The following is a 25,885-nucleotide window of genomic DNA, read 5'->3' as shown; positions in this document are numbered from 1 at the left end:
CTCTCACTCAGGCGCCTGCGACATCGCAGGCGCCTTTTTCATGCAACCCGAAGACATGTCTCTCTTGAAAAACACGCGATGTTTCGCCACCTGAAGGCCGCAAAGTTTGTTTTCCGGGAGTTACATCATGACCACCGCCACTGCGGAAAAGCCAGTAAGCGAAGCCCATGTCTTTGAGGCCGACGTTGCCCGCCTTCTGCATATGATGGTCCATTCGGTCTATTCCGATAAGGACGTTTTTCTCCGTGAGTTGATTTCGAACGCCGCAGATGCCTGCGAAAAGCTGCGCTACGAGGCCATTACCAACCCCTCGCTGCTGACGGATGATCCGGATGCGCGCATTCTGCTGAAGCTCGACAGCGACAATCGACATATTGTCATCGAGGATAACGGCATCGGTATGAGCCGTGACGAAATGATCGAAGCGCTTGGCACCATTGCCCGCTCCGGCACCCGCGCCTTCATGGAGCGTATCGAGGCCAACAAGGCGGGCGAGGGAGCGCAGTTGATCGGCCAGTTTGGCGTCGGTTTCTATTCATGTTTCATGGTTGCGGACCAGGTGGACGTTGCCTCCCGTCGCGCTGGGCAAGAGGAAGCCTGGCTCTGGTCTTCCGATGGCAAGGGCAGCTATTCGGTGAGCCCTCTCGATGTGGCTGACGCACCGGCCCGCGGCACGCGCATCACCCTGCATCTCAACGAGGACGCAAAGACCTATGTCAGCCGCTGGACGGTGGAGCGCATCGTCAAGCAGCAGTCCGGCCATGTGCCGGTGCCGATCCGCATTGTCGAAAAACAAGGCGAGGAGCCGCAGCAGATCACCGATGGCACCGCGCTCTGGACGAAATCCAGAAACGATGTGACGAAGGAGGAATATGCTGATTTCTATCGTGGCGTTTCCGGCCAGTATGACGATCCGGCGCTGACGGTGCATTTCCGCGCCGAAGGCCGCCATGAATATACCGCGCTGGCCTTCGTTCCGGCCACAGCGCCCTTCGACCTCTTCGACCCGGACCGCAAGGGGCGGATGAAGCTTTATGTAAAGCGCGTTTTCATTACCGATGACGCCGAACTGGTGCCGCGTTATCTGCGCTTCGTGCGCGGTCTGGTGGATACGGCCGATCTGCCGCTCAACATTTCCCGCGAGATGATTCAGGACAGCCCCATTCTTGGCGCGATCCGCAAGGGCGTCACCAGCCGCATCCTGACGGCGCTGGAAAAGCAGGCGGAAAATGACGCTGAAGCCTATCTGAAATTCTGGGAGATCTTCGGCTCCGTGCTGAAGGAAGGGCTATACGATGATTTCGAACGCAAGACGCAATTGCTTGGGCTTGCCCGCTTCCACACCACATCCGGCGAAGGTTTGCGTTCGCTGGCGGAGTATCTGAAAAATGCCAAGGATGGGCAGTCCTCCATCTATTATCTGGCGGGCAGCAGCCTTGAGCAGTTGAAGGCCTCGCCGCAGTTGGAAGGCTTCCGGGCGCGCGGCATCGAGGTCTTGCTGCTGACAGACCCGATCGATAATTTCTGGGTGATGAATGCTCCGGAGTTCGAGGGCAAGGGCTTCAAATCGGTGAGCCAGGGCGCGGCCGATCTGGCGCAGTTTGCCAAGCCGGAGGAAAAGGCAGAGGAAAAAAGCCCGGAGACCAAGGCGGAGGTGGCAAGCCTGATCGCGCTGGCCAAGGAGAAGCTGAAGGATGAAGTGTCGGATGTCATTCATTCCGACCGGCTGACCGAAAGCGCCGTCTGCCTTGTCGCGCCGGAAACCGGCTATGACCGCCAGTTGGAAAAACTGCTGCAAGGGGCCGGACAGCTGAAAACCGCAACAAGGCCGATTCTGGAAATCAATGCCGATCATCCGCTCGTCAAGGCTATTGCCGGTGCAACGGCCAATCCCGCCTTGCAGGATGATGCGGTGCATTTGCTCTATGATCAGGCGAAGATCCTGGATGGCGACAAGCCCGCCGATCCGCGTGGCTTTGCCGAGCGCTTGGCCCGCGTCTTTACCAAGGCACTGAGTGCCTGAAGACTGCTCCCGGCGGGGATGGCCGTATCCCCGCCCTTGCCCTTCCGGTAGGTTGCCGGACGATTTCTCCCTGCCAGGGCGCATCAAGCCCGGCGCAAGCCTGCCTGCTTATCCTGAGTGCCGAACATCCGATCGAAAGGGTTGAACCTTGAGGCCGGGGCTCCAAATCCGCTTGATTTTCAGGCGCTTCCTTGATGACGGCATCGGTTTCGAGGCAGGATTTGTGGTTCTAGCTTTTTGTTTTTACATAGAATTTTCCGAAATTCGCTTACACTTTGCGACCTGATGTTCTAAACAACGAATCGAAGCTGCTCTGCGTTAACCATCATGAAGATGGCGCGTCAGATGAGATCGGCATGATGCCGGGGACACAGGAACAGCAATGTCGGATGATTTCGAACCGGAAGTGACCATGGAAAACTCCAATCTCGCCGCCCTCGTGCTGGCGCAGGAGATGGACTCACTGACCGACGTTCTGGTAAGCGCGCTTCAGGAAGTTTACCGCATTCTCGATGGCAATCTCGAAACCGGCACGCTGCACTAGAGCATTTTCAGGAAAACCGTTCCTACACTTTTCCTGAAAGTGCTCAAAACAACGCTGCGGCAAGCAGCTCGTCATCGTCCTGCGCAGTTGCCGTTGAGGGGGCCGGTTCTGAGGTCTTTGCAAAGGGCAGCAATTGCTGATGCAGGGCACGCTCCTGCGCCATGGTGTAAATTGCGAAGATTCGCTGGCTCAAATGGCCCATCAGCGGTTCGAGATCGTGGGTGGCGGGGCGTTCGGCCAGTTGCGGCTCCAGCCTATCCAGGCAGGATTGCAGCATGTCGGCCAACTGATCCTTGAAGTCCAGTTTGGACACGGCAGCGTTGATCCGGCTGAAAACCTGCTGTCCCTGTGCAGAAAACTCCCCAAGTCCCTCATCCATCTGGGTGGATACGGTTTCCAGCGCGTCGAGCGCGCATTGCAGCGGCTCGTGAATATGGTCGATGTCACCCGCTTCGTCGGTGGTGAGCGTCATGGTTGCCTGCTCCACCTTGCGCATGTCTTCGACAATGGCGTCGGCGGGGGTTTCCAGCTTGGCGGCAAAGGTGCGCAGCTCGCCGCTGACGACATTTACCGAGCGTCCGGCATCGCCCAGACGAGAACAGCGCAGGTTGGAGTTCAGCGCCATATAGTGAATATCGGTCTTGATGGCGCGAATGGTTTCAATGCCTTCCAGAAGCTGCTGGGCGGTCTGGGTCACGGAGCTGACCAGACCGTCTGACTCCTGGCTGCGTTCCTGCACCCGCTGGGAAAGTCCGCAGGCCCGGCGAATATCGGCCTGCATCTTGTGCAGCAGGCTCTCGTCTTCCTCCTTCATCTCGTCGCGCAGCGCCAGAATGCGGGCGGCATCGGTGGTGAAGCTGGAGATCGTCTGGAAAATGGCGGCGCATTTCTGCCGGAAGTCCGCAAGCGTATCGGTAAGCTGGGCATGGGCAAGATGCAGAATGGCCTGCTTGACCCGCTCGGCATCGCCGTTGCTGAAGGAGCCGCTGGCGGCCAGATGCTCGTCCAGAAATTCCAGGCTGGATTGAACATGCTCAAGCCGCTGGCGGGTGATGTCACCGATTTGCAGGGCGGAAAGAACCGTGGCAACCTTACCCTGGATGCCGCTGGCGATGGATTTGACTTCCTGCGCCACTGCGGCCATGGCCTGATGTTCGCGGGTGAGGTTGGCGGAGCTGGCTTCGAGGCTGGCGACGATGGCGGGAATGGTGTCCTGAAATTCCGTCAAGACGCCATCGGCAAAGGTGCGTGCCGTATCGAGTTGCTGATGCATTCCGTTGAGCTGTTCGGCAAACCGGCCGATTTCGGAGGCGCCCGATTGAATGCGCTCGCGGATTTCCTCGGCGAAACCTGAAAATTCGGCAAGGCCCGCGCCGGTGATTTTTACCGTGATCGCAAAGGTGCCGAGATAGCGGATGATCTCGCGCATGTCGGCCACGTGGTCGCGGGCGGAGTCGCAGAGGTCGGTAATCTGCTTGAAGGACGTCTGGCGTGTCTCAGCCAGGCTTGGCAGCAGTGCAAGGTCGCAAACGGTACGGCGCAAGCCGTCTATGGTCTTGCGGCTGGTCTGGCCATCGAAAAAGCCGGTCAGCCGGTTCATGATTTCCATCAGGCTGTTGATGATTTCCGTCACCGAAACCAGCGCCGCCCCACCCTCCAGAAAGGATTTTTCCAGCCGCGCATGGGCCGAGGTCAGCAGCGAGGGCAATGTGCCCGTCACGGACGGGTTCGACATGTATGACTTCGTTTGATGACGCACGGCAAACCCCTCTTGGAGTAACGGCACGCACCGCAGAGGTGCGCCGGTGCCCCCAGCTTTCTGTTCTTACGCATATTCGGACGGAAAACCGGGCTCCGTCCTTCGATCCGATGGCCTGATGCGTGCGGCAAAGGTCCCGAAGGAGTGCGTCACGCTTCAAATCCCGCATCTCGCCTGGGGAGGCTGCAAGACAATTTGTCATTGCGCACGGCCATCCCTCGGCATCTGGCACACTCTATCGGGAAAAGAACAATAGCTGGTAAATCTCCGAGGGGAACGGAGCTTTATTTACGTTGTTTCTGCTTGATTTTTTTCAAGCCTTGCGAGCTTCGGGAATAGACCGCCAGCCTGGCCTTCAGGCGGCCTGCGTTCGGGACGCTGCCGGCAGAAGTGCGAGGATTTCATTGGTATAGGCTTCCGTATTGGCAAGCGCCTTTGGCAGATTGCTGACCTTGCGGTGATCCAGCATATGCAGGGGGCGGCGGAATTCGAACATGTCGCGAAAGGCGCTGCGCTCGATGATCGGCGTATCCAGAACATGAACGGCCCGTTCCGCCAGCAGGTTTTTCACCGCCTGTAGGCTGTGGGTGGTCACGAGCGAATTGACGCGCGAAAGCAGGACGGAGAAGGGAATGGAAATGCCGGCGCGACGATCGAGATATTGCAAAAGCTCGATAACCTGCGCGCCGCCCTGTGCGTCCATGGCGCTACCTTGAATGGGAATGACGACATGATCGGAGAGGCCGAGTGCGGTGGCCAGAAGAGGCGATTGTGCGCCCGGAAGATCGACGATGACATGGTCGGCCTCGCGGCTCACGCCCGTAATTGTGCGCTGGAGAGCTGCCACGGAAACATAGGTTGCCACGGTCAGGTTTGCGCAGGGCGGGGCCTCTTCGAACCAGCGTGAAATCCATCTTTGCGGATCGGTGTCGATGATGGCAACGCTGCGGCCCCGGCGTGCAAGCTCCGTTGCCAGCAGCAGAACCGCAGTGGTCTTGCCTGCGCCGCCTTTGGTGTTGGCAAAGGTTATGATGGACATGCCCGACCCCTGTCATCGTGATGATTGCCGCAATCTTGAGGGCTACGCCTGAAGGGACACGGCGATACAAGTCCTACTCTGTGCCTGCGTTGACTTGTTTGAAGCTTATGATTGTGTCCGGTTTTGCCTCTGGAAATGCCTGGAAACCGAGAGGTAGAATGTTTCTCTGTATCTGTGAAACAATGAAATGTTAGCGCCGCTGGTCTTCCGTGAGGATTTCATGGCCGAGCTGGTGCAGTGGCGCGATCTTTCTGACGCCGCCATGGGCGATGGCCTCCTTGGGCATTCCGAAGACGATGGAGGTGGCTTCGTCCTGTGCCACGGTCATTGCGCCGGCATTTTGCATTTCCTTCAGGCCGCGGGCGCCATCGTCGCCCATGCCAGTCATGATGATGCCCATGGCATTGGCGCCGGCTGAATGGGCGGCAGAGCGGAAAAGCACGTCCACGGAGGGCCGATGGCGGGATACCAGCGGGCCGGTTCGAACGGACACGTGATAGCGCGCGCCCTGGCGCTCCAGCATCATGTGGCGATTGCCGGGGGCGATCAGCACATGGCCGCGCAGCACCGGATCGCCATCTTCCGCCTCCTTGACATCCATGTTGCACAGGCTGTTGAGCCGCTTGGCAAAGGCGGCGGTAAACTGTTCGGGCATGTGCTGGACAATCACGATGCCGGGGGTGTTGGCCGGTAATTTTTCCAGCACCTCCCGCAAGGCCTCCGTGCCGCCGGTGGAGGCGCCGATACACACCACCATTTCCGTGGTGCGCGCCATGGCCCGGCCGGAAGGCGGCGGCAGCATGACATCGGCCGTCAGCTTCTGCTCGGGCGTCATGACGCTCGGTTCCGTATGCCGCCGCAGGCCGCTTCTGCGGTCCAGCCGCGCATGGGCGGCACTTTTCACCACGTCGCAGATATGGGCGGCCTGTTCCGCCAGATGGTCGGCCGCGCCCAGACGCGGTTTGAGAAGAATATCGACCGCTCCCGCTTCCAGCGCCTGCATCAGCGTTTCGCTACCCTTTTCGGTCAGCGAGGAGCACATCACCACCGGAATGGGTCTTTGCGCCATCAGCTTCCGCAGGAAGGTGATGCCATCCATGCGCGGCATTTCCACATCCAGCGTAATGACATCCGGCACTTCCTCGGCAATCTTCCGGGCCGCGACAAAGGGGTCGGAGGCGGTGCCCATGACCTCGATGGAGGGATCCTGTTCCAGAACCTGCACCAGCGTTTGCCGGACGCTGGCGGAATCGTCGATGATCAGCACACGGGTTTTTCTGGGCATCGGGGCACCTTTTGAAAAACAGTATTGGCCAAGGTCTTGAGCGGCAAATTCATGCCGGTAATGGATTCGGAATGGCCAATGAAAAGAAAGCCGCCGGGTTCAAGGCACTGGCAAAGCCGGGCAAGAACCCGTGTCTGGGTGGCCTTGTCGAAATAGATCAGTACGTTGCGGCAAAAGATGATATGCATCAGCGAGCCTATGGAATAGGTCTCGTCCATCAGATTGAGCCGGGCAAAGCCGACCTTGGCGCGCAGGCGGGGCGAAATGCGCACCTCGCCGCGTTCCCTGTCTTTCGCCACCATCACGTAGCGGGAAAAAAACGGTGCGGGAACAGGTTCCAGCATCTCCGTCGGATAGATGCCGCGATGGGCCTTTTCCAAAACCTCGCAGGAGAGATCGGTGGCAAGAATGCGATAATCCGGCGCGCCTGTCCGCTCCATATAGTCGTTCAGCACCATGGCCAGCGTATAGGGCTCGGCGCCGATGGAGCAGGCAGAACTCCAGACCCGGAGCTGGCGCTGGCCGCTTGCCGCCAGATGCGGCAACACATGGTCTGCAAGAATTTCGAAGTGATTGGGCTCGCGGAAGAAATCCGTCTTGTTGGTGGTGACGGCATCCACGAGGTGATAAAGCTCGTTCTCCAGCCCTCCTTCATCGAAGACATGATCGCAATAGGCATCGAAACTGCCAAAGCCCGTTGCCCGCAACCGCCGCCGCAACCGCCCCTCAAGCATTGTCAGCTTGGTTTCGGGCATCTTTATGCCGCTGTAATCGAAGATGAATGCCGCCAGCCTGCGGAAATTCCGCTGGCTCAGCCTGTCTTCGTAATCGATAGGCGGCAGGTCCGCGGGCCGCGGGATTTCAAGCATGGGCATCGTCCCCGCGGGCGCCGGGTGTGAACAGCCGCACAAGATCGATGATGACCACGAAGCCCGTATCCCGGCGCACCACGCCGGAAATATAATCGCTTTGCCAGGCCGCGCCGATGTCCGGGGCGTGGTCTATGGCCTCGGAGGGGAAGGGGACCACTTCGAAAACCCGGTCCGCCACCAGTCCCACGGTCAGCAGGCGGTCGGGCAAGGCAATGTCCATGACCAGAATGCGGGTATGCGGTGTCTTCTGCGTGCGGCTCATGCCCAGCTTGAGCCGCAGATCGATGATCGGTACGCCCTGGCCGCGCACGTCGCGCAGTCCGAGCAGATGGTCGGGACCATGGGGAAGCTGGAAGCCGTCTTCATGGTCGAGAATTTCGCGCACGGCCTCCACGGGGACGGCAAACACTTCCGCCCCCAGGCTGAAGGTCACGAATTGCGCTTCGCGGGGTTTGGCCAGTGCGTTCATGCGCTTTCCCTGAAGTGCCGGTCCTCGTCGTCAGCCCCACCCATGGAAAGGTCGAGCGCAAAGCCCTTGGCGCGGGCCTGCTGGGCGGCTACGCTTTGCGGATGGCCGTGCTTGCGCAAGGGTGCGGCGGCAGGCATCCTTTCACGCGGTGGCTGAGCGGCTGGCGCATTACGGCTTGCCTGCGCCCGCTCCACCTTGAAGAAGGCGATGGAGGATTGCAGTTCTTCAGCCTGTGCGGCCAGTTCTTCCGATGTCGCCGACATCTGCTCGGAGGCGCCGGCATTGCGCTGGGTGACTTTGTCGAGTTGCTGGATCGCTTCATTGATCTGGCTGGCGCCAATATCCTGCTCGCGGCAGGCGGCAGAAATTTCCGCCACCAGTTCGGCGGTCTTGCGGATGTCTGGCACCAGACGGTTCAGCATGTCGCCTGCCTGGGTGGCGACCTGCACGGTTTCACCGGAAAGCGTGCTGATTTCAGCGGCTGCGGCCTGGCTGCGTTCGGCAAGTTTGCGCACTTCCGAGGCCACCACGGCAAAGCCCTTGCCATGCTCGCCGGCACGCGCTGCTTCCACGGCGGCATTCAGCGCCAGAAGGTCGGTCTGGCGGGCAATTTCCTGCACGATGGAAATCTTGTCGGCAATGGTCCGCATGGCGTTGACGGCACGCAGAACCGCCTCGCCGCTGACTTCCGCATCCCGTGAGGATTGGCGGGCGATCTTTTCCGTCTGGGCGGCATTGTCGGCGTTCTGCTTGATGTTGGCGGCCATTTCTTCCATCGACGCCGAGGCCTGTTCGGCTGCTGCTGCCTGTTCGGTGGCGCCTTCCGCCATCTGTTCGGCGCTGGCGGAGAGCTCCTGGCTGCCGGATGAGACATTGTCGGATGCCGAGGCGGCATCGCCCACCACGCCCCGCAGGCGCTCGACCATGAGATTGATGTTGCGCAGCATGTCCGCCAGCTCATCGCGGCCGCGTACATCCACCAGTTCCGTCAGATCGCCATCGGAAACCTTCTTGACGGTTGCGACGGCACGGCCAAGGCCCCTGGTGATGCCGGAAATCACCCAGAAAGCGGCAAGCAGGGATATGGCGACGGCCCCGCCTGCAAGTGCGATCAGCACGTTGCGGGTATGCTCGTAGTCGGCGGAAGCATCCTGACGGGCCTCCGCAAGGTGCCTTGTTTCTTCATCGACATTCTTGTTCAGCAGTTCATCGATCCGTCCGGCGGTCTTGCTGACCGGGCCGAAGGACAGCTTCGTGGCGTCATCCGCCTTGCCGGCCAGCGCAAGGCTGCGGACCTGATCCTCCATCTTGCGGTAGTCTTCCGAGAGGGTCTGGAGCTCGTTCCACAGCGGGGCATCGGCGGGAAGAGCCTTGGCAAGGGCTTCCTTCATCTTGCCGTCGAAGCTCTTGCGGGCATCGTCGCCCTTTTGGATGAAGGAGGATATTTCCTGCCCGCTATCGGGAATGAGAAGGTTGCGTTGCTGGCGTATCATCTGGACCTGTATGCCCTGAAGCTCCTGGGCGAGTGAAAGCCGCTCGACGGGACCTTCCAGCATTTCGCCGATCTGGGAATTGAGACTGCCGAGACTGCCGATGGCGAGCAAAGCGCTGCCTATCAGCATGATGACGACGCTGCTGAAGGCCAGCGCCAGTTTCAGCTTGATGGAAAATCGCATGATGGCCTCACTGAAGTTGTGTGACGACAGGCTGTGCCGTGTCGCCGTGACCGGAGAAGATCTGCCGGATGTTGGGGAGAATGATGAATTCGCCTTCGCGCTTGACGAGGCAGTCGATGAAGTCTGCCCGCCAGCGCATTCCGATGGCGGGCGGCCATTCGCTGGCGGCGCGCGGAAGCGAGGTGACTTCGAACACCTTGTCGGTGCGGATGCCCACCAGCAGCCCCTCGTCTTCAAGGGTGATTTCCGCCACGATGATGCGGCTGTCTATGGTGGGTGCTTTCGGCTTCATGCCGAAGGCCAGCCTGATATCGGCAAGTGGAATGACCTTGCCGCGAAAATTGATGACGCTGGCCACCAGCGGGCTTGCGCCCGGCACATGGGTTTCGGGAATGAGATCGACGATCTCCTGGACGATGGCCGCCTTGACGGCAAAAACCTCGCTGCCAAGCATGAAGGTAAGGACGGACAGCTCTTCCTCCGCGCCCCAGATGTCGGTGAGGTTTCGTTTGGCTGCTTGCTGGTTCATATCGCGGTTCGCAATTGCGCCTCCTGATACTGTCCCGCCGCGACCAGATGGGTCACGTCCAGGATCAGCGCCACGCTGCCATCCCCAAGGATGGTCGCCCCGGAAAAGGTCTGTACGGAATGATGCAGCTTCGACATGGATTTGATGACGGTCTGATGGTCGCCGATGATCTGGTCCACCACCAGGCCGACACGCTCCTCGCCGGTGGAGATGATGACCACCTTCTGGTGCGGATCGGGCGTCGTGCCGGTCTGGAACAGCTCCCGGAGACGGATGAAGGGAACCAGACTGTCGCGCAGCGAAATGAAGTTGCGGTCGAGCGAGCGGCGGTCGTCGGCTGGCGAAAGCTCCAGGCATTCCTCCACCGCCGAGAGCGGAATGACATAGGTGCCTGCGCCCACCCGCACCAGCAATCCATCGATAATGGCCAGGGTGAGCGGAATCGACAGCGCTATATCCGACCCCTGACCGGGAGTGCTGGTGATGTTGATGGTGCCGCGCAGCGCCTCCACGGATTTTTTCACCACATCCATGCCCACGCCGCGGCCGGACAGGTTTGTGATCTGCTGGGCGGTGGAAAAGCCCGGCTTGAAGATGAGCTGCATCAGTTCCTGGTCGCTCATCTGCGCATTGGGGGGAATGAGCCCCTGTGCTTCCGCCTTGGCGCGCACCCGCTGCCGGTCGATGCCGCGCCCGTCGTCGCGGATGACGATGGTGACATCGCCGCCGGACTGGCGGGCGATAAGCCGGATCGTTCCCGCCGCAGGCTTGCCCGCGGCAATGCGTTCGGCCGGGGTTTCTATGCCGTGGTCGCAGGAATTGCGCACCAGATGTACCATGGGATCGGCCAGCCTTTCGATGACGGCCTTGTCCACCTCGGTGTTCTCGCCTTCGGTAATCAGCTCGATCTGCTTGCCGGTCTCGCGGGCCAGATCGTGAATAAGGCGGCGGAAGCGCCCGAAAAGCTGGGTGATCGGCACCATGCGCAGCACCATCATGGTGTCGCGCAATTCGCCCGAAAGCCGTTCCACATCCTCCGAAACCGACCGGAGGTGAATATCGGCACTGCTGCCTGCCAGACGCGAAAGCCGGGACTGGGCGATCACCAGTTCACCCACACGATCCATCAGTTCGTCCAGCCTGCCTGCGGGCACGCGAACATTCTCGGCGGCCTTGTCGCCATGTTTTGCATCCCGGCCCGCCGGCGCGGCGCGGCTCACGGGCCTTTCGGCCTGCGCGGGCGCGGCTGGTTGCGGCTGCGGTTCGCTTCCGCTCTCTTTTTCCTCGGCCGGGGCAACCGCCTGCGGTGCGGTGGGGAGGGCTTCAGCCTCGCGGATCTCCAGCTCCATGTCGTCCATCACGAAGATGAAGACATCCTCTATATCGCTGCGCGGCTTGTCGGTGACGAGATCGATCTTCCAGCCCACATGCAAGGCGGTGGGGTCGAGTGCAGCAAGCTCGGGGATGGAGCCGCGCTCGGCAAGGATGGTGCATTCTCCCAGTTCGCGCAGTTCGTCCAGCAGGCCAAGGGGGGTGGTGCCATTGGCCATGACGTTTTCGGGAAGGCGCATATGGATGGACCAGCGCGACGGTCCCGAGGGCCGGGCGGCGGGCACGGGGGCTTCGGCTTCGGCAACGGGCGATACGGCCGGCCCGGCTCCATTGCCAACGGCCTCATGCAGCCGGGCCAGCAGCACCTCTCCCTCTGCCTCCAGATCGGCCTGGGGCGTCTCCACAAGGGCTTTCATGTGGTCCTGCGCGGCCAGTACGGCGGCGATCAGCTCTTCCGAAGCGGGAGCCTCCGATTTGCGCACCTTGTCGAAGGCGCTTTCGCAATGATGGGTAAAGGCGGCCAGCGCCTCGAAGCCGAACATTGCTCCGGATCCCTTCAGCGTATGCAGGCCCCGGAAAACGGCATCGATCTGCTGTTGGTCGGAGGGGTCGTGCAACAGGTCGAGCAGACCGCTTTCGATCTGCTCGAACAGCTCCGCCGCCTCCATTCTGAAGACCTGAACGGGATCCGGATGTTTCATTTTCCAAGAACCTTCCTGGCGATCTTGACGAGCTGGTCGGCATCGAAGGGCTTGGTAATCCAGCCGGTGGCGCCTGCGGCCTTGGCGCGTCCCTTCATGTCGGCATCCGATTCCGTTGTCAGGAAGATGATCGGCACGCCGGTATGGGCGGGTGATTTGCGCAGGGCTTCGATCATGGCCAGCCCATTCATGTTGGGCATGTTCAGATCGGTGACGATCAGGTCGAACTGGCTTGCCTTGGCCTTGTTGAGCCCGTCCAGCCCGTCTACGGCTTCCGTCACGCGGTAGCCTGCATTGGTCAGGGCGATCTTGGTGGTCATGCGCACGCTGGCGGAATCGTCTACGGTGAGGATATGGGCGCTCATTGGGTGTCCTTCCGGTGAAGCCAGAACTGGCAGGATTGAAGATCGTCGGGATGAAGAAAGCCGCTGCGCTCCAGCGCCGCCAGAAGCGTGGAAGAGGCCGGTCTGCTCAGGCACAGCGTCGTGCCGCGCCTGTCTGCGGTGAGGCGTGCTGCCTCGACGATTTGCAGAAAGCTCAGATCGATTTCCGCATCCGTCGGAATATCGAGACAAAGGCTGCTGGAACCGTTGAGGGCTTCCAGCAGCAGGTCGCGCACGGCATGGGCATTGCGAATGGTCAGCCGGCCGGGCAAAACCAGTGGGGCGAGAGCAAGCGGGGTCGATGAGGTGGCTTCGTTCATGATGCTTCTCTCAAGGATGAGTGTGCTGCGGAAAGGGGGGGAGAGGCGGTGCCAGCCTCTTCCATGATGGCGCGGACGCTGCTCCAGTTTTGCAGGAAGGCCTCGACCAGACGCGGGTCGAAATGCTGGCCGGCCTGTTCGGCCACGAAGTCCCTGGCCTTTTCCAGCGGCCAGCCGCTTTTGTAGGGGCGGTCGGAACACAGGGCGTCGAAAACATCTGCCAGCGCCACGATGCGGGCTTCGAGCGGAGTGGCCTCCCCGCGCAGGCCGCGCGGATAGCCTTCGCCATTCCATTTTTCATGATGTCCGGCGGCAATGCGTTCACAAAATTGCAGAAGGTCCGAGGAGCCATCGGCCAGAATGCGTTCGCCGATCGTCACATGCGTACACATCAACGCGCGCTCCTGCGCATCCAGCGCACCGGCCTTGCAAAGAACGCTGTCGGGAATGCCGATCTTGCCGATGTCATGCAGCGGAGCGGCCAGATAGATCATCCGGCAGACCTCTTTCGGCAGGCCGATTGCCTCGGCCAGTAACCGGGAAAGCCGTGCCACGCGGGAGACGTGATCGCCGGTGGCGCCGTCGCGATATTCGATGGCCCGCGCCAGGCGCCAGATGATTTCCTCCTCACGCAAGGCCAGTTCCGCCGTCTTTTCACGCACCGCATCGGCAAGGTCGTCGGCGCGTTGCGCCAGTGCCAGCTGGCTGCGGCGCAGTGTCAAAAGGTTCGTGACCCGCACTTTCAGTTCCAGCGCATCCACGGGCTTCAACAGGAAGTCCGTCGCGCCTGCCTGAAGCGCTTCAAGCCGCAAGGCGGCCTCGTTCTGGGATGTCACCATGACGATCGGCACCATGGCGTAATCCGGCATCTGCCGCAGGGCGCGAATGACCTGAACGCCGGTCAGTTTCGGCATGTTGTAATCGACGATCACCAGGTCGAACGGTTGACATGTGCAGGCGGCGACGGCCTCTTCCGGATCGGTAAAGCTGCGAATGGACAAACCGTCCAGCGTCTCAAGCTCTCGTGTCAGAACCGCGAGGATCGCACGGCTATCGTCAATCAGAACAGCATCCACGGGCTGGCCTCGTTGCAGTGATCGGCGCACGCCTTTCCTTTCGCGCCGCGGCATCAGGCCGTGGCACGCCGCTTTTCGGCAGGCGCCTCCTTGGTGTTCAAGAATTCAAGTGTCTTCCTGCCCCGTCATGCGGCAGGTTGTGGTCTGGGATGGGTATTTCCGTGTCGCACAATGTTGCCTTTGCAAGTTAACATTGAGCTAACATATTGAGGGAGGAGCGGCTTTGGATGGCGTTTTGGTCGAGCCCCCTTCATTCGAAGCCATATCAATCCATTGAAATATAATATAAAAAAAGAATATCATTAAGTAGTGAAAATGTGTTTTAGGATTGCATAAATTTGTAAATACGAACATATTTCATGGATCGTTAATTCGGGCAGGGGTTGTGTTTCGGAATGAAGCAGCAAAAATCGCCTGACTTTCGCTTGGGTTGTGGCTGGATGAGCTCAGGGCCTGCCCACTTCCTTCACAGCTTGCATGACGACATGGGTGGATGTGCTGGAGACATGCGGCAGGCTGGAGAGCTTTTCTCCCAACACCTCGCGATAGCGCCGGATGTCGCTGGTCCGCACCTTGAGAAGGTAATCGAAGGAGCCTGCGATCATGTGGCATTCCTCCACTTCTCTGATCTTGCGCACGGCGGCATTGAACTCGCTCAACGCCGCCTCGCGGGTGTCCGATAGCTTCACCTCAGCGAATGCGATATGGTCGAGGCCAAATTTGCGCGGGTCGAGAACGGCGCGAAAGCCGAGAATATAGCCCTCGTCCTGCAAGCGCTTCAGCCGGAGCTGGCAGGGGGTTTTGGAAAGCCCGACAAGGGCGGAAAGCTCGGTGATCGACATGCGCCCGTCGCGCGCCAGCGCATCGACGATCTTGCGATCGAATTGGTCCAATTCTCCATCCATTTTGGCTTTTGACATCTGTTTCTCCACAAAGACGCAAATAATAGGAGATTTTCACCAGAACGGGCTTGATTTCAAGTCAGCTCATCTTCCGCCGCGCATGATAGATTGACGTGTGTCCCTTTCCCGTTTCGTGAGCAAGGATTTCGCCATGACAGAGGCCGCCATCATCGACCCGCAGGCTTTACCTGCTTTGCCCTTTGCCCGGTTTGCTCCGCCGGTCCGACCCCGGACGCCATTGCGGGCGGCCATAACAGCGGCCTGTCGTTGGAACGAAACGGCCTGCCTTGCACCGCTTCTTGCGGCTGCAAGCGTGACGGACGCCCAGAAGGAGGCGATTGCCGCCACGGCGCGAGGCCTCATTACCGCGCTCAGGGCCAAGCATCGCGGCTCGGGTGTCGAGGGGCTGGTTCATGAATATTCGCTCTCCTCGCAGGAGGGCGTGGCGCTGATGTGCCTTGCCGAAGCGCTGCTGCGCATACCCGACGATGCGACCCGCGATGCACTGATCCGCGACAAGATCGCCGAAGGGGATTGGAAGGCGCATCTGGGCGGCGGGCGATCGCTCTTCGTCAATGCCGCCACCTGGGGGCTGGTGGTGACGGGCAAGCTCACGGCCACGGTCAATGATCGTGGTCTTTCGGCAGCCCTGACGCGCCTGATTGCCCGGTGTGGCGAGCCGGTGATCCGCCGGGGGGTGGATATGGCCATGCGCATGATGGGCGAGCAGTTCGTGACCGGCGAAACCATTGAGGAAGCATTGAAACGCGCCCGCCCGCTGGAAGCGCGCGGCTTCCGCTATTCCTACGACATGCTGGGTGAGGCGGCCACCACCGCTGCCGATGCCGCGCGCTATTTCCGTGACTATGAGCAGGCCATTCACGCCATTGGCAAGGCATCCGGCGGGCGGGGCATTTACGATGGTCCGGGCATATCCATCAAGCTTTCGGCGCTCCATCCGCGCTATGCCCGCGCTCAGGCCGAAAGGGTAATGGCGGAGCTTTTGCCGCGTGTGAAAATCCTGGCCATGCTGGCGAAGCGCTATGACATTGGCCTGAACATCGATGCCGAAGAGGCCGACAGGCTGGAGCTTTCGCTGGATATTCTGGAGGAACTCAGTCTCGATCCCGATCTGGCGGGGTGGAACGGAATGGGTTTCGTGGTGCAGGCCTATGGCAAGCGCTGCCCCTTCGTAATCGATTTCATCATCGATCTCGCCCGCCGTGCTGGCCGCCGTATCATGGTGCGGCTGGTGAAGGGAGCCTATTGGGACGCGGAAATCAAGCGGGCGCAGGTGGATGGACTGGCCGATTTTCCGGTCTTTACCCGCAAGATCCACACGGATGTTTCCTATGTGGCCTGCGCGCGACGGCTTCTGGCGGCGCGAGATGTGGTTTTTCCGCAGTTTGCCACCCATAATGCCCAGACGCTGGCGACGATCTACCATTTGGCGGGCGATGCCTTCCAGACCGGTTCTTATGAATTCCAGTGCCTGCATGGCATGGGAGAGCCGCTTTACGATGAAGTGGTGGGCGTGAGCCATCTGGACCGGCCTTGCCGGATCTATGCGCCAGTCGGCACCCATGAAACCCTTCTGGCCTATCTGGTGCGCCGCCTTCTGGAAAATGGCGCCAATTCTTCCTTCGTCAACCGGATCGCCGATCCGGCCATTTCCGTCGAGGAACTTGTGGCCGATCCCGTCGATCAGGTGAGGGCAATGGCGGTGCCGGGCGGCAAGCATGACAGGATCGCGCTTCCTGCGGATCTGTTCGGTCCGTCACGGCAGAATTCGGCAGGGCTCGACCTGTCGGATGAAAATGTGTTGGCGGCTTTGAGCGAGGCTTTGCAGGAAAGTGCTGCCATAGACTGGCGCTCGCAGCCGCTTCTGGCCGCCGGGCAGGGGCAGGGGACCGCCCGGCCGGTGCTGGCGCCGGGTGATCACCGCGACCGGGTAGGAGAGGTCGTGGAGGCGGATGAGCAGGAGGCTGTACAGGCTGTTGTTCTGGCTGGTGAGGCTGCCATGGGCTGGGCGGCCACGCCTGCCGCAGAGCGGGCTGCGGCGCTGGAGCGGGCGGCTGATACCATGCAGGAGCGCCTGCCGGTGCTTTTGGGCCTCATCATGCGGGAAGCGGGAAAATCCGCCCCGAACGCCATTGCCGAGGTGCGCGAGGCTATCGATTTCCTGCGCTATTATGCCGATCAGGCCCGGCAGCTGCCACTGCCACTGCATGGCGCCCTGGGGCCGATCGTTTGCATCAGTCCCTGGAATTTTCCGCTGGCGATCTTCACGGGGCAGGTTGCCGCAGCCCTTGTGGCGGGCAATCCCGTGCTGGCCAAGCCTGCCGAGGAAACGCCGCTGATTGCTGCGGAGGCCGTGCGGATCCTTCATGCCGCGGGTATCCCGAAAGGCGTGCTGCAATTGTTGCCGGGAGATGGCCGGGTCGGGGCAGCGCTTGTGGCGGCGGATGGCGTGGCGGGGGTGCTGTTTACCGGCTCGACGGAGGTGGCAAAGCTCATCCAGAAACAGCTTGCGGTGCGTCTTTTGCCGAATGGAAAGCCCGTTCCCCTGATTGCCGAGACGGGCGGACAGAATGCCATGATCGTCGATTCCTCGGCGCTGGCCGAACAGGTGGTGATGGATGTGATCGCCTCTGCCTTCGATAGCGCGGGTCAACGCTGCTCGGCGCTGCGCGTGCTGTGCCTTCAGGAGGAGGTTGCAGATCGCATTCTGTCCATGCTGAAGGGCGCGTTGCACGAGCTGACGCTTGGACCCACCACGCGGCTCTCGGTGGACATCGGCCCGGTGATCACCGCCGAAGCCAAGGCCACGATAGATGCGCATATCTCCACCATGCGCAAAGCCGGCAAAGCGGTGGAGCAGATTGGCGCTGGCAATGGCACCGCGCATGGCACCTTCGTGCCGCCAACCATCATCGAAATTTCGTCGCTGGCAGAGCTTGGCCGCGAGGTCTTTGGGCCCGTGCTGCATGTGCTGCGTTACCGGCGCAGCGAGCTGGATGGGCTGATCGACCAGATCAATGCCACAGGCTATGGCCTGACCTTTGGCCTGCATACAAGGCTTGATGAAACCATTGCCCACGTCACCAGCCGCATCAAGGCGGGCAATCTTTACATCAATCGCAACATCATTGGTGCGGTGGTTGGCGTGCAGCCCTTTGGTGGCCGTGGTCTTTCCGGCACGGGGCCGAAGGCAGGCGGGCCGCTCTATCTCGGCAGGCTGCGGCATCAGACGGAAAGGCAGGAAAGGCTTTTTGCAAAAGTCCGGTCCGAAAATACAGAACCGCAGCATAGCGCCCTTTCCACTCTTGGTTCGGGTATTTCAGGACAGACAGGGAGCGGCAGTGTCCCGCGCCATGGGAACACATCTGGCCTGCCGGGTCATGCCTTTCCGCATCCGGGGCTATTGCCGCCGGATCAGGGTTTGGTGGATTTCGCGCAATGGCTCGAAGGGCGAGGGCAGCGTGACGAGGCGCAGACCGTCCGTGAGATTGCCGCCGCTTCACGGCTGAATGTCTGCGTGGAGCTGCCGGGACCGGTGGGAGAAAAAAACCTTTATGCCTTGCATCCCCGTGGCAGCATTCTGCTGGTGGCGCAAACGCAAAAAGGGCTTTACCGCCAGCTTGCCGCAACACTCGCCACGGGCAATCATGCCTTTGTCGATGCAGATGCGGGTCTTCAGCGATTGCTTGCCGAACTGCCCGAAACGCTGAAAGGGCGGATTTCGCCGGTTGGCCGGGGCGGATGGGCGAAAGCCGCGCCCTTTGCCGGGGCTTTGCTGGAGGCGGAAGGCGATGGGTTGGTTGCGCTCAACAAGGCCATTGCCGAATTGCCCGGTCCGCTGATACTGGTGCAGGCCGCATCCAGTGAGGGCCAAGGCCATGATGCCTATTGTCTGGACTGGCTTGTCGAGGAGGTTTCCATCTCGACCAACACGGCCGCCGCTGGTGGCAATGCCAGCCTGATGGCGATTGGCTGAGGAGGGTCGGCAGCTTTTGCCGGGTGCGTAATTCATTACAGCGCCGTGCGTTTTATCAAACGCACAAAGGACGCTGTAACCGTTTTGGTGCAGCGGGTTTGCGGTCAAGGTAAAGCAACAATAATGCAGCAGAAGACGATTGCGATCATTGGCGGTGGACCGGCGGGGCTCATGGCGGCAGATGTCGTGGCAGGTCACGGCCATCGGGTAAACGTCTATGAGGCTATGCCAACCATGGGGCGCAAGTTCCTGCTGGCGGGAAAATCCGGGCTCAACCTTACGCATTCCGAGGATTATGACCGTTTCCGTCAGCGCTTCGGTGCGGCGACGGAGGCGCTTGGACCCGCGCTGGACGGTTTTACCCCGCAGGCGGTGTGCGCGTGGGCAGAAGGGCTTGGCCAGACGGTCTTCACCGGCAGCTCGGGACGGGTTTTTCCAAGCGTCATGAAGGCATCTCCTTTGTTGCGGAGCTGGCTGGCACGATTGGAGCGGCAGGGGGTCAGGCTTCTCACGCGGCATCGATGGACGGGATTTTCCGGACGCTTACTGCATTTCGACACGCCGGAAGGACAAAAAACCTTCGAGCCCGACGCGGTGCTTCTGGCGCTTGGCGGCGCAAGCTGGCCGAGGCTTGGATCGGATGCGGCATGGATTCCCGCGCTTGCAGGTGCCGGAGTTACCTTTGCACCGTTCCGACCTGCCAATTGCGGCTTTGATTGCGCCTGGAGCGAGACCTTCCGGGAGCGCTTCGCCGGTGCGCCGGTCAAGTCGGTGGCCATCATGTCGGCTGCCGGGCGCATTCAGGGCGAGTTCGTCATTTCCCGGCATGGGGTCGAAGGAAGCCTGATCTATGCCCATTCCGCAGCCCTGCGTGACGGGCTGGAGAAGGGGAAGACAGATTTGATGCTCGATCTTCTGCCGGGGCGAAGTCTGGAAAAACTTGTCAGGGATCTCGCCCGTCAGCCAGCGAAACTCAGCCTGTCCAACCGGCTGCGAAAGGCCACGGGACTGGAGGGGGTCAAGCTCGCCTTGTTGCGTGAGACCACGCCTGAGCTTGCGCAACTTGCCCCGGAAGAGCTGGGCTCCCGGCTGAAGGCGCTGCCGCTTGCCCTTTTGCGGCCAAGGCCAATCGAGGAAGCGATCTCTTCAGCGGGCGGCGTGCACCTTGAACAGCTCGACTGCCGCTTCATGTTGAAAGACTTGCCGGGGGTTTTTCTCGCGGGCGAAATGCTGGATTGGGAGGCGCCGACCGGCGGTTATCTTCTGACAGCCTGTTTCGCCACTGGCCGCGCCGCCGGGCTGGGTATGCTGGAGTGGTTGCAGGGGTAATGGTTGCGGGCGCTGTAGGGGCCCCCATTCCGACCAAATAAAAAACCCGGATAAAGATCCGGGTTTTTTGAAATCTGAAAGGCAGCGCAATCTTATGCTGCTTCTTCCTCTTCCTCGTGGGTGTCTTCTTCTTCGACGGTCTTGCCGCGCTTCGGGCCTTTGGCCAGATTGACTTCCACCAGACGCACGGCTTCGGTTTCCGACATCTTGTTCACGGCGGCGATTTCGCGGGCCATGCGGTCAAGGGCGGCTTCATAAAGCTGGCGCTCGGAATAGGACTGCTCCGGCTGATGCTCGGCGCGGTAAAGATCGCGAACGACTTCAGCGATGGAGATAAGATCGCCGGAATTGATTTTCTGATCATATTCCTGGGCGCGGCGCGACCACATGGTGCGCTTGACGCGGGCCTTGCCTTGAACCACCTTCAACGCGCGGTCAACGAAGTCGGTTTCGGAAAGCTTGCGCATACCGATGGCAACTGCCTTGGTGACAGGCACCTTGAGGCGCATCTTGTCCTTTTCGAAGTCAATAACAAAAAGCTCAAGCTTCATGCCCGCGACTTCCTGCTCCTCGATAGCAGTGATCGTGCCGACGCCATGGGCCGGATAGACGATTGCTTCGCCCGTCTTGAAGCCCTGGCGCGTAGAGGATTTTTTCTGCTGGGTCGTCATTCGCTCTAAAAACTCCCTGTTACAATATCGGCAGCAGCCGATGCCGGGCCCGGGAGGGCCCGGATGAGACGGGGGAACCGTCGGGGTGACTTCACGCTGCTGGTCCAGCCGCGATTTTCAGCAAAACAAACCCTCGCATCGGCGACCCACCCCAGTGGATAGAATGTCACAGATTTGGAGGCGCGGATTTTTTGGCTTTCGTGGCAGGTTTGGGCACAATTATGCCCGCACGGTGGATCAGTTCTCGTTGTCTAACATAAAAAAGTGAGGAAATCAATATTTTGCTGCCTCATTCTCCCTTGACGGAAGAAGCGTCTAAGCCTAACCGGCGCGCGCCAACTGCTTCGCACAGGGGCGGAGGTGGCCCGGCAAACCTTGCTTAAGTCAAGGATTTCAAGGCCTAACCTTGCCATCGAGCCTGGTTTGCACCGGGTGCTCGGCACAGAGATATGTGCTTATTTTCCTGCGAATTCAGCACCTGCAAATTTGCATGGCTGTGTTATGAAATCGCGACAACTCCTTGGTGCTTGCACAAGCATTTCCAGCAAAAGTGGGAACCGGTTTTGCGTCCGGAAATGCGCAGAGGAAAGCATTTCCAACAAAAGTGGGCCCCGGTTTTGCGTCCGGAAATGCGAAAATAGCGGCCGAAAATACAAAAGCCGGACGCATTCTGGCATCCGGCTTCACTGCCGCTCTTTATTTGGCGGGTCCCGTGGCGGGCTGGTCAGTCGCCGGCGCCGGGCTTGGGGGAGAAGTAGAGTTCATATTTGCCTTCAACGCCGTCCATTTCCTTGGCTTCCGGCAGGGCGTCGCGCTTCACGGTGATGTTGGGCCATTGTTGCGCATATTCGGCATTGATCTTCAGCCACTTGTCGAGGCCCGGCTCGGTGTCGGGCTTGATGGCCTCGGCGGGACATTCAGGCTCGCAGACGCCGCAATCGATGCACTCGTCGGGATTGATTACGAGGAAATTTTCGCCTTCGTAAAAGCAATCCACCGGACATACTTCAACGCAGTCGGTATATTTGCAGCGTACGCAATTGTCGGTCACGATATACGTCATGCGGCACTCCAGGCTTATCTGCGACGGGGGCTTGACCCCAGACCCCGCAAAGGATTGTGGACGATCGGTCGGTCGGCTGCGGGAGATGCCGCCTTTTTCCACAGGTGAGTGAGCTACTGCTTTCCTGCCGCTTTAGCAAGAATAAAACATGTCAGTTTTCGCCGTCAGGAGGTAGATTTTTCCCTGGCCACGGGTGGAGCGATGGCCCAGCGAGGCACGCGCTTTCACTCGTCCGGGTCGAAAAGCCGGTCAAGCTGGCGGCGCTCGCGCTTTGTCGGACGGCCTGATCCGGGAAGGCGCTGGGCCTGTTCAAGTGCGGTCAGTTCCGGGCGGCTTTCAGGTGGGGGCGAGAGATCCTCATAGAGGCATCTGGCTTCCTCGTAGGGGCCGCGACGGTCTCCGGCTTTGAGAACCTTGAGAACGAGATCCCGGCGTGGCAGGGCCACTCTTACCTCGTCACCGGGGCGCACCGTTGCGCTCGGCTGTTTTACGACCCTGGCATTGATCTGAACGAGACCGGATTGAATCTGTTCCTGCGCCAGGGTGCGGGATTTCGAGACACGTGCGAAGAACAGCCATTTGTCGATGCGTTGTGGCGCGGACGGAGGCTGTTCTTCGGCCATGACTTACTTCTTCATCTGCTCTTTCAGGGCAGCCAGCTTTGCGAAGGGCGAATCGGGATCGATCGGCTTGTCCTTGCGTGGCGGCTTGGCCTCGAAGCGCTGGTTCTGGGCGGGACGGTTGTCCCTGTCCTGACGCGGACCCCGCTCCTGGCGGTCGCCACGCTGGCCCTGCTTGTCGCGATTGTTGTCACGGTCACGCGGCTTGCCGCCGTGGCCCTCGCGGCGCTGTTCATTGCGAGCGCCTTCTCCGCGGCCTTCACCACGGTTGTGGCCGGGGCGACCCTGGACGCCTTCGCGGTTGCCGTCCCTTCCAGCTTCCCGGCCACCGTCGCGGTTGCCGTGGCGGCGTTCGCCTTGCGGGCGACCGCCCTGACGCTGCTGGTCGTTGCGTCCGCCCGGACGCCACAGGAGAACCGGCTTTGGTTCCACGGGCTGATCGGGCTCTGCCACCAGCGCGGCGGGATCGGTTTCGGCAATATTGGCTTCGTCCGTCCGGGCTTCATCCGTTTGCGCTTCGCCGGCTTTCGCCTCGCTGGCCTGGGCCTCCTCGTTTCCGTCGGCCTCCTGAACGCCATCGCTGTCGTCCTGATCGGCTTTTTCGCCCGCAGCTTCGCTGGCCAAGGCCTCGGATGGTGCGTTGCCGCCATCCTGCGAGGCGAGGTAGGCCTGCGCTTCTTCAGCCTTCACGCTATCGGCGCGATAGCCGAGGCCTTTGAGAATTTCTTCCATATCGTCGGGCGTTGCACCGAGAATGGAGAGCATGGCCGTGGTGGTGGTAAAACGGCGGCCGTCATAGGCGCCGTCCGGGCGCGAACCGCTGCCCGGCTTCCATTGCAGCAGCGGGCGGATAATGTCGGCCAGACGTTCGAGAATGTCGATGCGGACAGCGCGTTTTCCAAGGAAGCGGAAGCCCGCCAGCTTGTAGAAATCGCGTTCGAAGGCCGGATCGGTGACAACGGAGGTGCGGCCAGCTGCCAGAACCGGGATGAGGTCGCCATAGCCGGTCTTGTCCATGCCGTCGTTTTTCAGCGCCCAGAGCAGGGTGATGAGTTCGGCGGGTGCGGGCTTCAGCAGTGCCGGCATGAAGATGTGGTAGGCGCCGAATCGCACGCCGTAACGGCGCATGGAGGCGCGCCCGTCCTGATCCAGCGACTTCACGTCTTCCGAGACATCGCGGCGGAAGAGCACGCCGAGATTTTCGACAAGCTGGAAGGCCAGCCCCTTGGCCAGCCCTTGCAGGTCTTCGGCGCGGGACAGATCGTCCAGGGGCTTCAGAACGGTGACGAGGTGATGATTGACGAAGCGCTCGATGCGGGCCACGACGTGATCGCGGGCATTGCCGGTCAGCTGTTCGTCCGCCAGCAGGATCACGCGCGGACGCATGATGTGATCCGAGCCCGCCAGACGCGCCACCGGCTCGCCAAGCCAGCGGACATAGCCGTCCGCGCCCAGCGCCAGATCGCCATTGCCGGAGGCATGAAGCCTTGCCGCGCGGGCCTCGAACTCCAGACCCAACGCCTTTTGCGTGGCAGTCTGCACCGCCTTGGCGTCCGGGCCTTCCATACCCGCCACTGGCGAGAACCGGAATCCGGAGAGTTGCCCCATGTGATGTCCCTCGACGAAGACATCACCGTTCACACTGATTTCTGCTTCCAGCATCGCATTCTCTCTCAAGCGCTTCATGAGCACAGATGTCCTGCGATCAACAAAGCGTTTCGTCAACCTTTCATGTAACGCATCGGACAATCGATCCTCGATTTCCCGCGTCTTTTCCTGCCAGTGTGTCGGATCGGCAAGCCAGCCCGGCCGGTTCGACACATAAGTCCAAGTTCTGATTTGTGCAATCCGTGCAGAGAGCGTATCGATCTCGCCATCGGTGCGGTCGGCCCGGCGCACCTGTTCGGCCAGGAAATCTTCGTTCACAGTGCCATGTCTGGCAAGGTCTGAAAACAGCGAAAGTATAAGATCGGCATGTTGGGCCGGTGTAATGCGCCGATAATCCGGCAATGCGCAGGCGTCCCACAGCAGCGAAACCCGCTGCGGGGAGCTGGCCAGATCCTGCACTTCCGCATAGCGCGCCAGATGTTCCAGCGCCTGCTGGTCCACCGCCGGCAGGGCGCGGGCAAGCCCCGGCACGCGCGGCGGCGCATCCAGGCTGCGTTGCAGGCTGGAGATGGATGAAAAGTCGAAATCGGGGGTGCGCCATTGCAACACCTTCACCGGGTCGAATTCGTGATTTTGCAGCCGGTCCACCAGTTCGGGATCGAAGGGATCGACACGGCCGGTCACGCCGAAGGTTCCGTCTTTCAGGTGGCGTCCTGCGCGTCCGGCAATCTGGCCCAGTTCTCCGGGGTTGAGGTTACGGAACTGGTAGCCGTCGAATTTCCGGTCCTGCGCGAAGGCGACGTGATCGACATCGAGATTGAGGCCCATGCCGATGGCATCGGTTGCCACGAGATAGTCCACATCGCCCGACTGATAGAGGCCGACCTGGGCATTGCGCGTGCGGGGGCTGAGCGCGCCCAGCACGACGGCGGCCCCGCCGCGCTGGCGGCGGATCAGCTCGGCAATGGCATAGACTTCATCGGCGGAGAAGGCGACAATGGCGCTACGCTGCGGCAGGCGGGTGATCTTCTTCTGCCCTGCATAAAAGAGATGCGAAAGGCGCGGGCGCTCCACCACGGTTATGCCCGGCAGCAATTGCGTGAGAATGGGCTTCATGGTGGCCGAGCCCAGAAGCAGGGTTTCCTCGCGGCCCCTCAGGTTCAGCAACCGGTCGGTGAAAATATGGCCCCGCTCCAGGTCGCCTGCGAGCTGGATTTCATCGATGGCCACGAAGGCCGAGCGCGTTTCGCGCGGCATGGCCTCCACGGTGCAGACAGAATAGCGCGCATTGGGCGGAGCGATCTTTTCCTCGCCCGTCACCAGCGCCACGTTCTTGGCGCCCACTCTCTCCACCAGCCGTGTATAGACCTCGCGCGCCAGAAGGCGAAGCGGCAGGCCGATGATGCCGGACCCGTGAGCTACCATCCGCTCGATCGCATAATGCGTCTTGCCGGTATTGGTCGGCCCCAGTACGGCCACCACGCCGCGGCCGCTCAGGATCATGGGTTGCGAAGACAAATCGGCACTCCGGATTTGGCATTGGGGGTGCTTTCCCCTTGCGGCACACATGGAGACGCTTTGCCGCAAAGGCAAGCAAAGAATGACATGCCAATCGATTTTATCGGCGGCAAGGGCCAATTTTTCCGGAAAAAGCCGCCCTTCCATCGCGCATGGGCGTGAACGGGGT

At 60.7% G+C, this 25,885-nt stretch carries 20 protein-coding genes; 4 read left to right on the top strand and 16 right to left on the bottom strand.

Annotation, left to right across the window (positions count from 1 at the left end; all coding sequences use genetic code 11):
* Positions 1 to 127: 127 nt before the first annotated feature.
* Positions 128 to 2,023 (top strand): molecular chaperone HtpG, encoded by a 1,896-nt coding sequence (htpG, locus tag T424_RS0106985; RefSeq protein ID WP_027487101.1) that lies wholly within the window; start codon positions 128 to 130, stop codon positions 2,021 to 2,023.
* Positions 2,024 to 2,405: 382 nt separating this feature from the next.
* Complete coding sequence (locus tag T424_RS22455; protein ID WP_154664825.1) at positions 2,406 to 2,567, top strand: hypothetical protein; 162 nt, start codon at positions 2,406 to 2,408, stop codon at positions 2,565 to 2,567.
* A gap of 43 nt (positions 2,568 to 2,610) precedes the next feature.
* Here T424_RS22455 and T424_RS0106975 read toward each other — a convergent pair whose 3' ends face one another.
* The 12 genes from T424_RS0106975 to T424_RS0106920 form a co-directional block, all read right to left on the bottom strand.
* On the bottom strand, positions 2,611 to 4,302 hold the full coding sequence (locus tag T424_RS0106975) for a chemotaxis protein (protein ID WP_051558831.1): 1,692 nt from the start codon (positions 4,300 to 4,302) through the stop codon (positions 2,611 to 2,613).
* Between the two features lie 379 nt (positions 4,303 to 4,681).
* Positions 4,682 to 5,365: a ParA family protein gene (locus T424_RS0106970; RefSeq protein WP_027487099.1), complete on the bottom strand. Its 684-nt coding sequence runs from the start codon at positions 5,363 to 5,365 to the stop codon at positions 4,682 to 4,684.
* Between the two features lie 190 nt (positions 5,366 to 5,555).
* Positions 5,556 to 6,650 (bottom strand): protein-glutamate methylesterase/protein-glutamine glutaminase, encoded by a 1,095-nt coding sequence (locus T424_RS0106965; protein ID WP_027487098.1) that lies wholly within the window; start codon positions 6,648 to 6,650, stop codon positions 5,556 to 5,558.
* The gene (locus tag T424_RS0106960; protein ID WP_051558830.1) at positions 6,626 to 7,519 is read right to left on the bottom strand and encodes a CheR family methyltransferase; all 894 of its coding nucleotides are present in this window, start codon (positions 7,517 to 7,519) and stop codon (positions 6,626 to 6,628) included. Before T424_RS0106960 ends, T424_RS0106965 begins: the two co-directional genes overlap by 25 nt.
* A complete protein-coding gene (locus T424_RS0106955; protein WP_027487096.1) occupies positions 7,512 to 7,991 on the bottom strand; it encodes a chemotaxis protein CheW in 480 nt (159 codons plus the stop codon). Before T424_RS0106955 ends, T424_RS0106960 begins: the two co-directional genes overlap by 8 nt.
* On the bottom strand, positions 7,988 to 9,667 hold the full coding sequence (locus tag T424_RS0106950) for a methyl-accepting chemotaxis protein (RefSeq protein WP_027487095.1): 1,680 nt from the start codon (positions 9,665 to 9,667) through the stop codon (positions 7,988 to 7,990). Before T424_RS0106950 ends, T424_RS0106955 begins: the two co-directional genes overlap by 4 nt.
* A 7-nt stretch (positions 9,668 to 9,674) precedes the next feature.
* Entirely contained in the window at positions 9,675 to 10,196 is a 522-nt protein-coding gene (locus T424_RS20350) for a chemotaxis protein CheW (protein ID WP_051558829.1), read from the bottom strand.
* Complete coding sequence (locus T424_RS0106940; protein WP_027487094.1) at positions 10,193 to 12,229, bottom strand: chemotaxis protein CheA; 2,037 nt, start codon at positions 12,227 to 12,229, stop codon at positions 10,193 to 10,195. The genes T424_RS20350 and T424_RS0106940 overlap by 4 nt, the downstream gene beginning before the upstream one ends.
* Positions 12,226 to 12,594, bottom strand: coding sequence for a response regulator (locus T424_RS0106935; RefSeq protein WP_027487093.1), 369 nt, complete (start codon positions 12,592 to 12,594; stop codon positions 12,226 to 12,228). Before T424_RS0106935 ends, T424_RS0106940 begins: the two co-directional genes overlap by 4 nt.
* Positions 12,591 to 12,932, bottom strand: coding sequence for an STAS domain-containing protein (locus T424_RS0106930; RefSeq protein WP_051558828.1), 342 nt, complete (start codon positions 12,930 to 12,932; stop codon positions 12,591 to 12,593). Before T424_RS0106930 ends, T424_RS0106935 begins: the two co-directional genes overlap by 4 nt.
* Positions 12,929 to 14,008, bottom strand: coding sequence for an HD domain-containing phosphohydrolase (locus T424_RS20345; RefSeq protein WP_051558837.1), 1,080 nt, complete (start codon positions 14,006 to 14,008; stop codon positions 12,929 to 12,931). The genes T424_RS0106930 and T424_RS20345 overlap by 4 nt, the downstream gene beginning before the upstream one ends.
* A 446-nt stretch (positions 14,009 to 14,454) precedes the next feature.
* Positions 14,455 to 14,928: an Lrp/AsnC family transcriptional regulator gene (locus T424_RS0106920; RefSeq protein WP_027487091.1), complete on the bottom strand. Its 474-nt coding sequence runs from the start codon at positions 14,926 to 14,928 to the stop codon at positions 14,455 to 14,457.
* Between the two features lie 133 nt (positions 14,929 to 15,061).
* Between T424_RS0106920 and putA the strand changes: the two genes are divergently transcribed.
* Both putA and T424_RS0106910 read left to right on the top strand, forming a co-directional pair.
* Positions 15,062 to 18,907, top strand: a complete 3,846-nt coding sequence (gene putA / locus T424_RS0106915) for a trifunctional transcriptional regulator/proline dehydrogenase/L-glutamate gamma-semialdehyde dehydrogenase (protein WP_027487090.1) — start codon at positions 15,062 to 15,064, stop codon at positions 18,905 to 18,907.
* A gap of 123 nt (positions 18,908 to 19,030) precedes the next feature.
* Complete coding sequence (locus tag T424_RS0106910; protein ID WP_027487089.1) at positions 19,031 to 20,236, top strand: TIGR03862 family flavoprotein; 1,206 nt, start codon at positions 19,031 to 19,033, stop codon at positions 20,234 to 20,236.
* 92 nt (positions 20,237 to 20,328) lie between these two features.
* Here the strand turns inward: T424_RS0106910 and T424_RS0106905 are convergent, their stop codons facing one another.
* From T424_RS0106905 to T424_RS0106890, 4 genes are all read right to left on the bottom strand, one after another.
* Positions 20,329 to 20,907: a CarD family transcriptional regulator gene (locus tag T424_RS0106905; RefSeq protein ID WP_027487088.1), complete on the bottom strand. Its 579-nt coding sequence runs from the start codon at positions 20,905 to 20,907 to the stop codon at positions 20,329 to 20,331.
* Positions 20,908 to 21,631: 724 nt separating this feature from the next.
* Positions 21,632 to 21,970 carry a ferredoxin FdxA gene (gene fdxA / locus T424_RS0106900; RefSeq protein ID WP_027487087.1) on the bottom strand — a complete coding sequence of 113 codons (339 nt, stop codon included), beginning with the start codon at positions 21,968 to 21,970 and terminating at the stop codon, positions 21,632 to 21,634.
* 224 nt (positions 21,971 to 22,194) lie between these two features.
* Entirely contained in the window at positions 22,195 to 22,593 is a 399-nt protein-coding gene (locus tag T424_RS0106895) for an RNA-binding S4 domain-containing protein (protein ID WP_027487086.1), read from the bottom strand.
* 3 nt (positions 22,594 to 22,596) lie between these two features.
* On the bottom strand, positions 22,597 to 25,701 hold the full coding sequence (locus T424_RS0106890; protein ID WP_027487085.1) for a helicase-related protein: 3,105 nt from the start codon (positions 25,699 to 25,701) through the stop codon (positions 22,597 to 22,599).
* Positions 25,702 to 25,885 lie beyond the last annotated feature (184 nt).

It is taken from the genome of Allorhizobium undicola ORS 992 = ATCC 700741, from assembly GCF_000621665.1.
Lineage (GTDB): Bacteria > Pseudomonadota > Alphaproteobacteria > Rhizobiales > Rhizobiaceae > Allorhizobium > Allorhizobium undicola.
The sequence above is the reverse complement of the archived record's forward strand: the minus strand, read 5'-3'. Positions and strand labels throughout refer to the sequence as shown.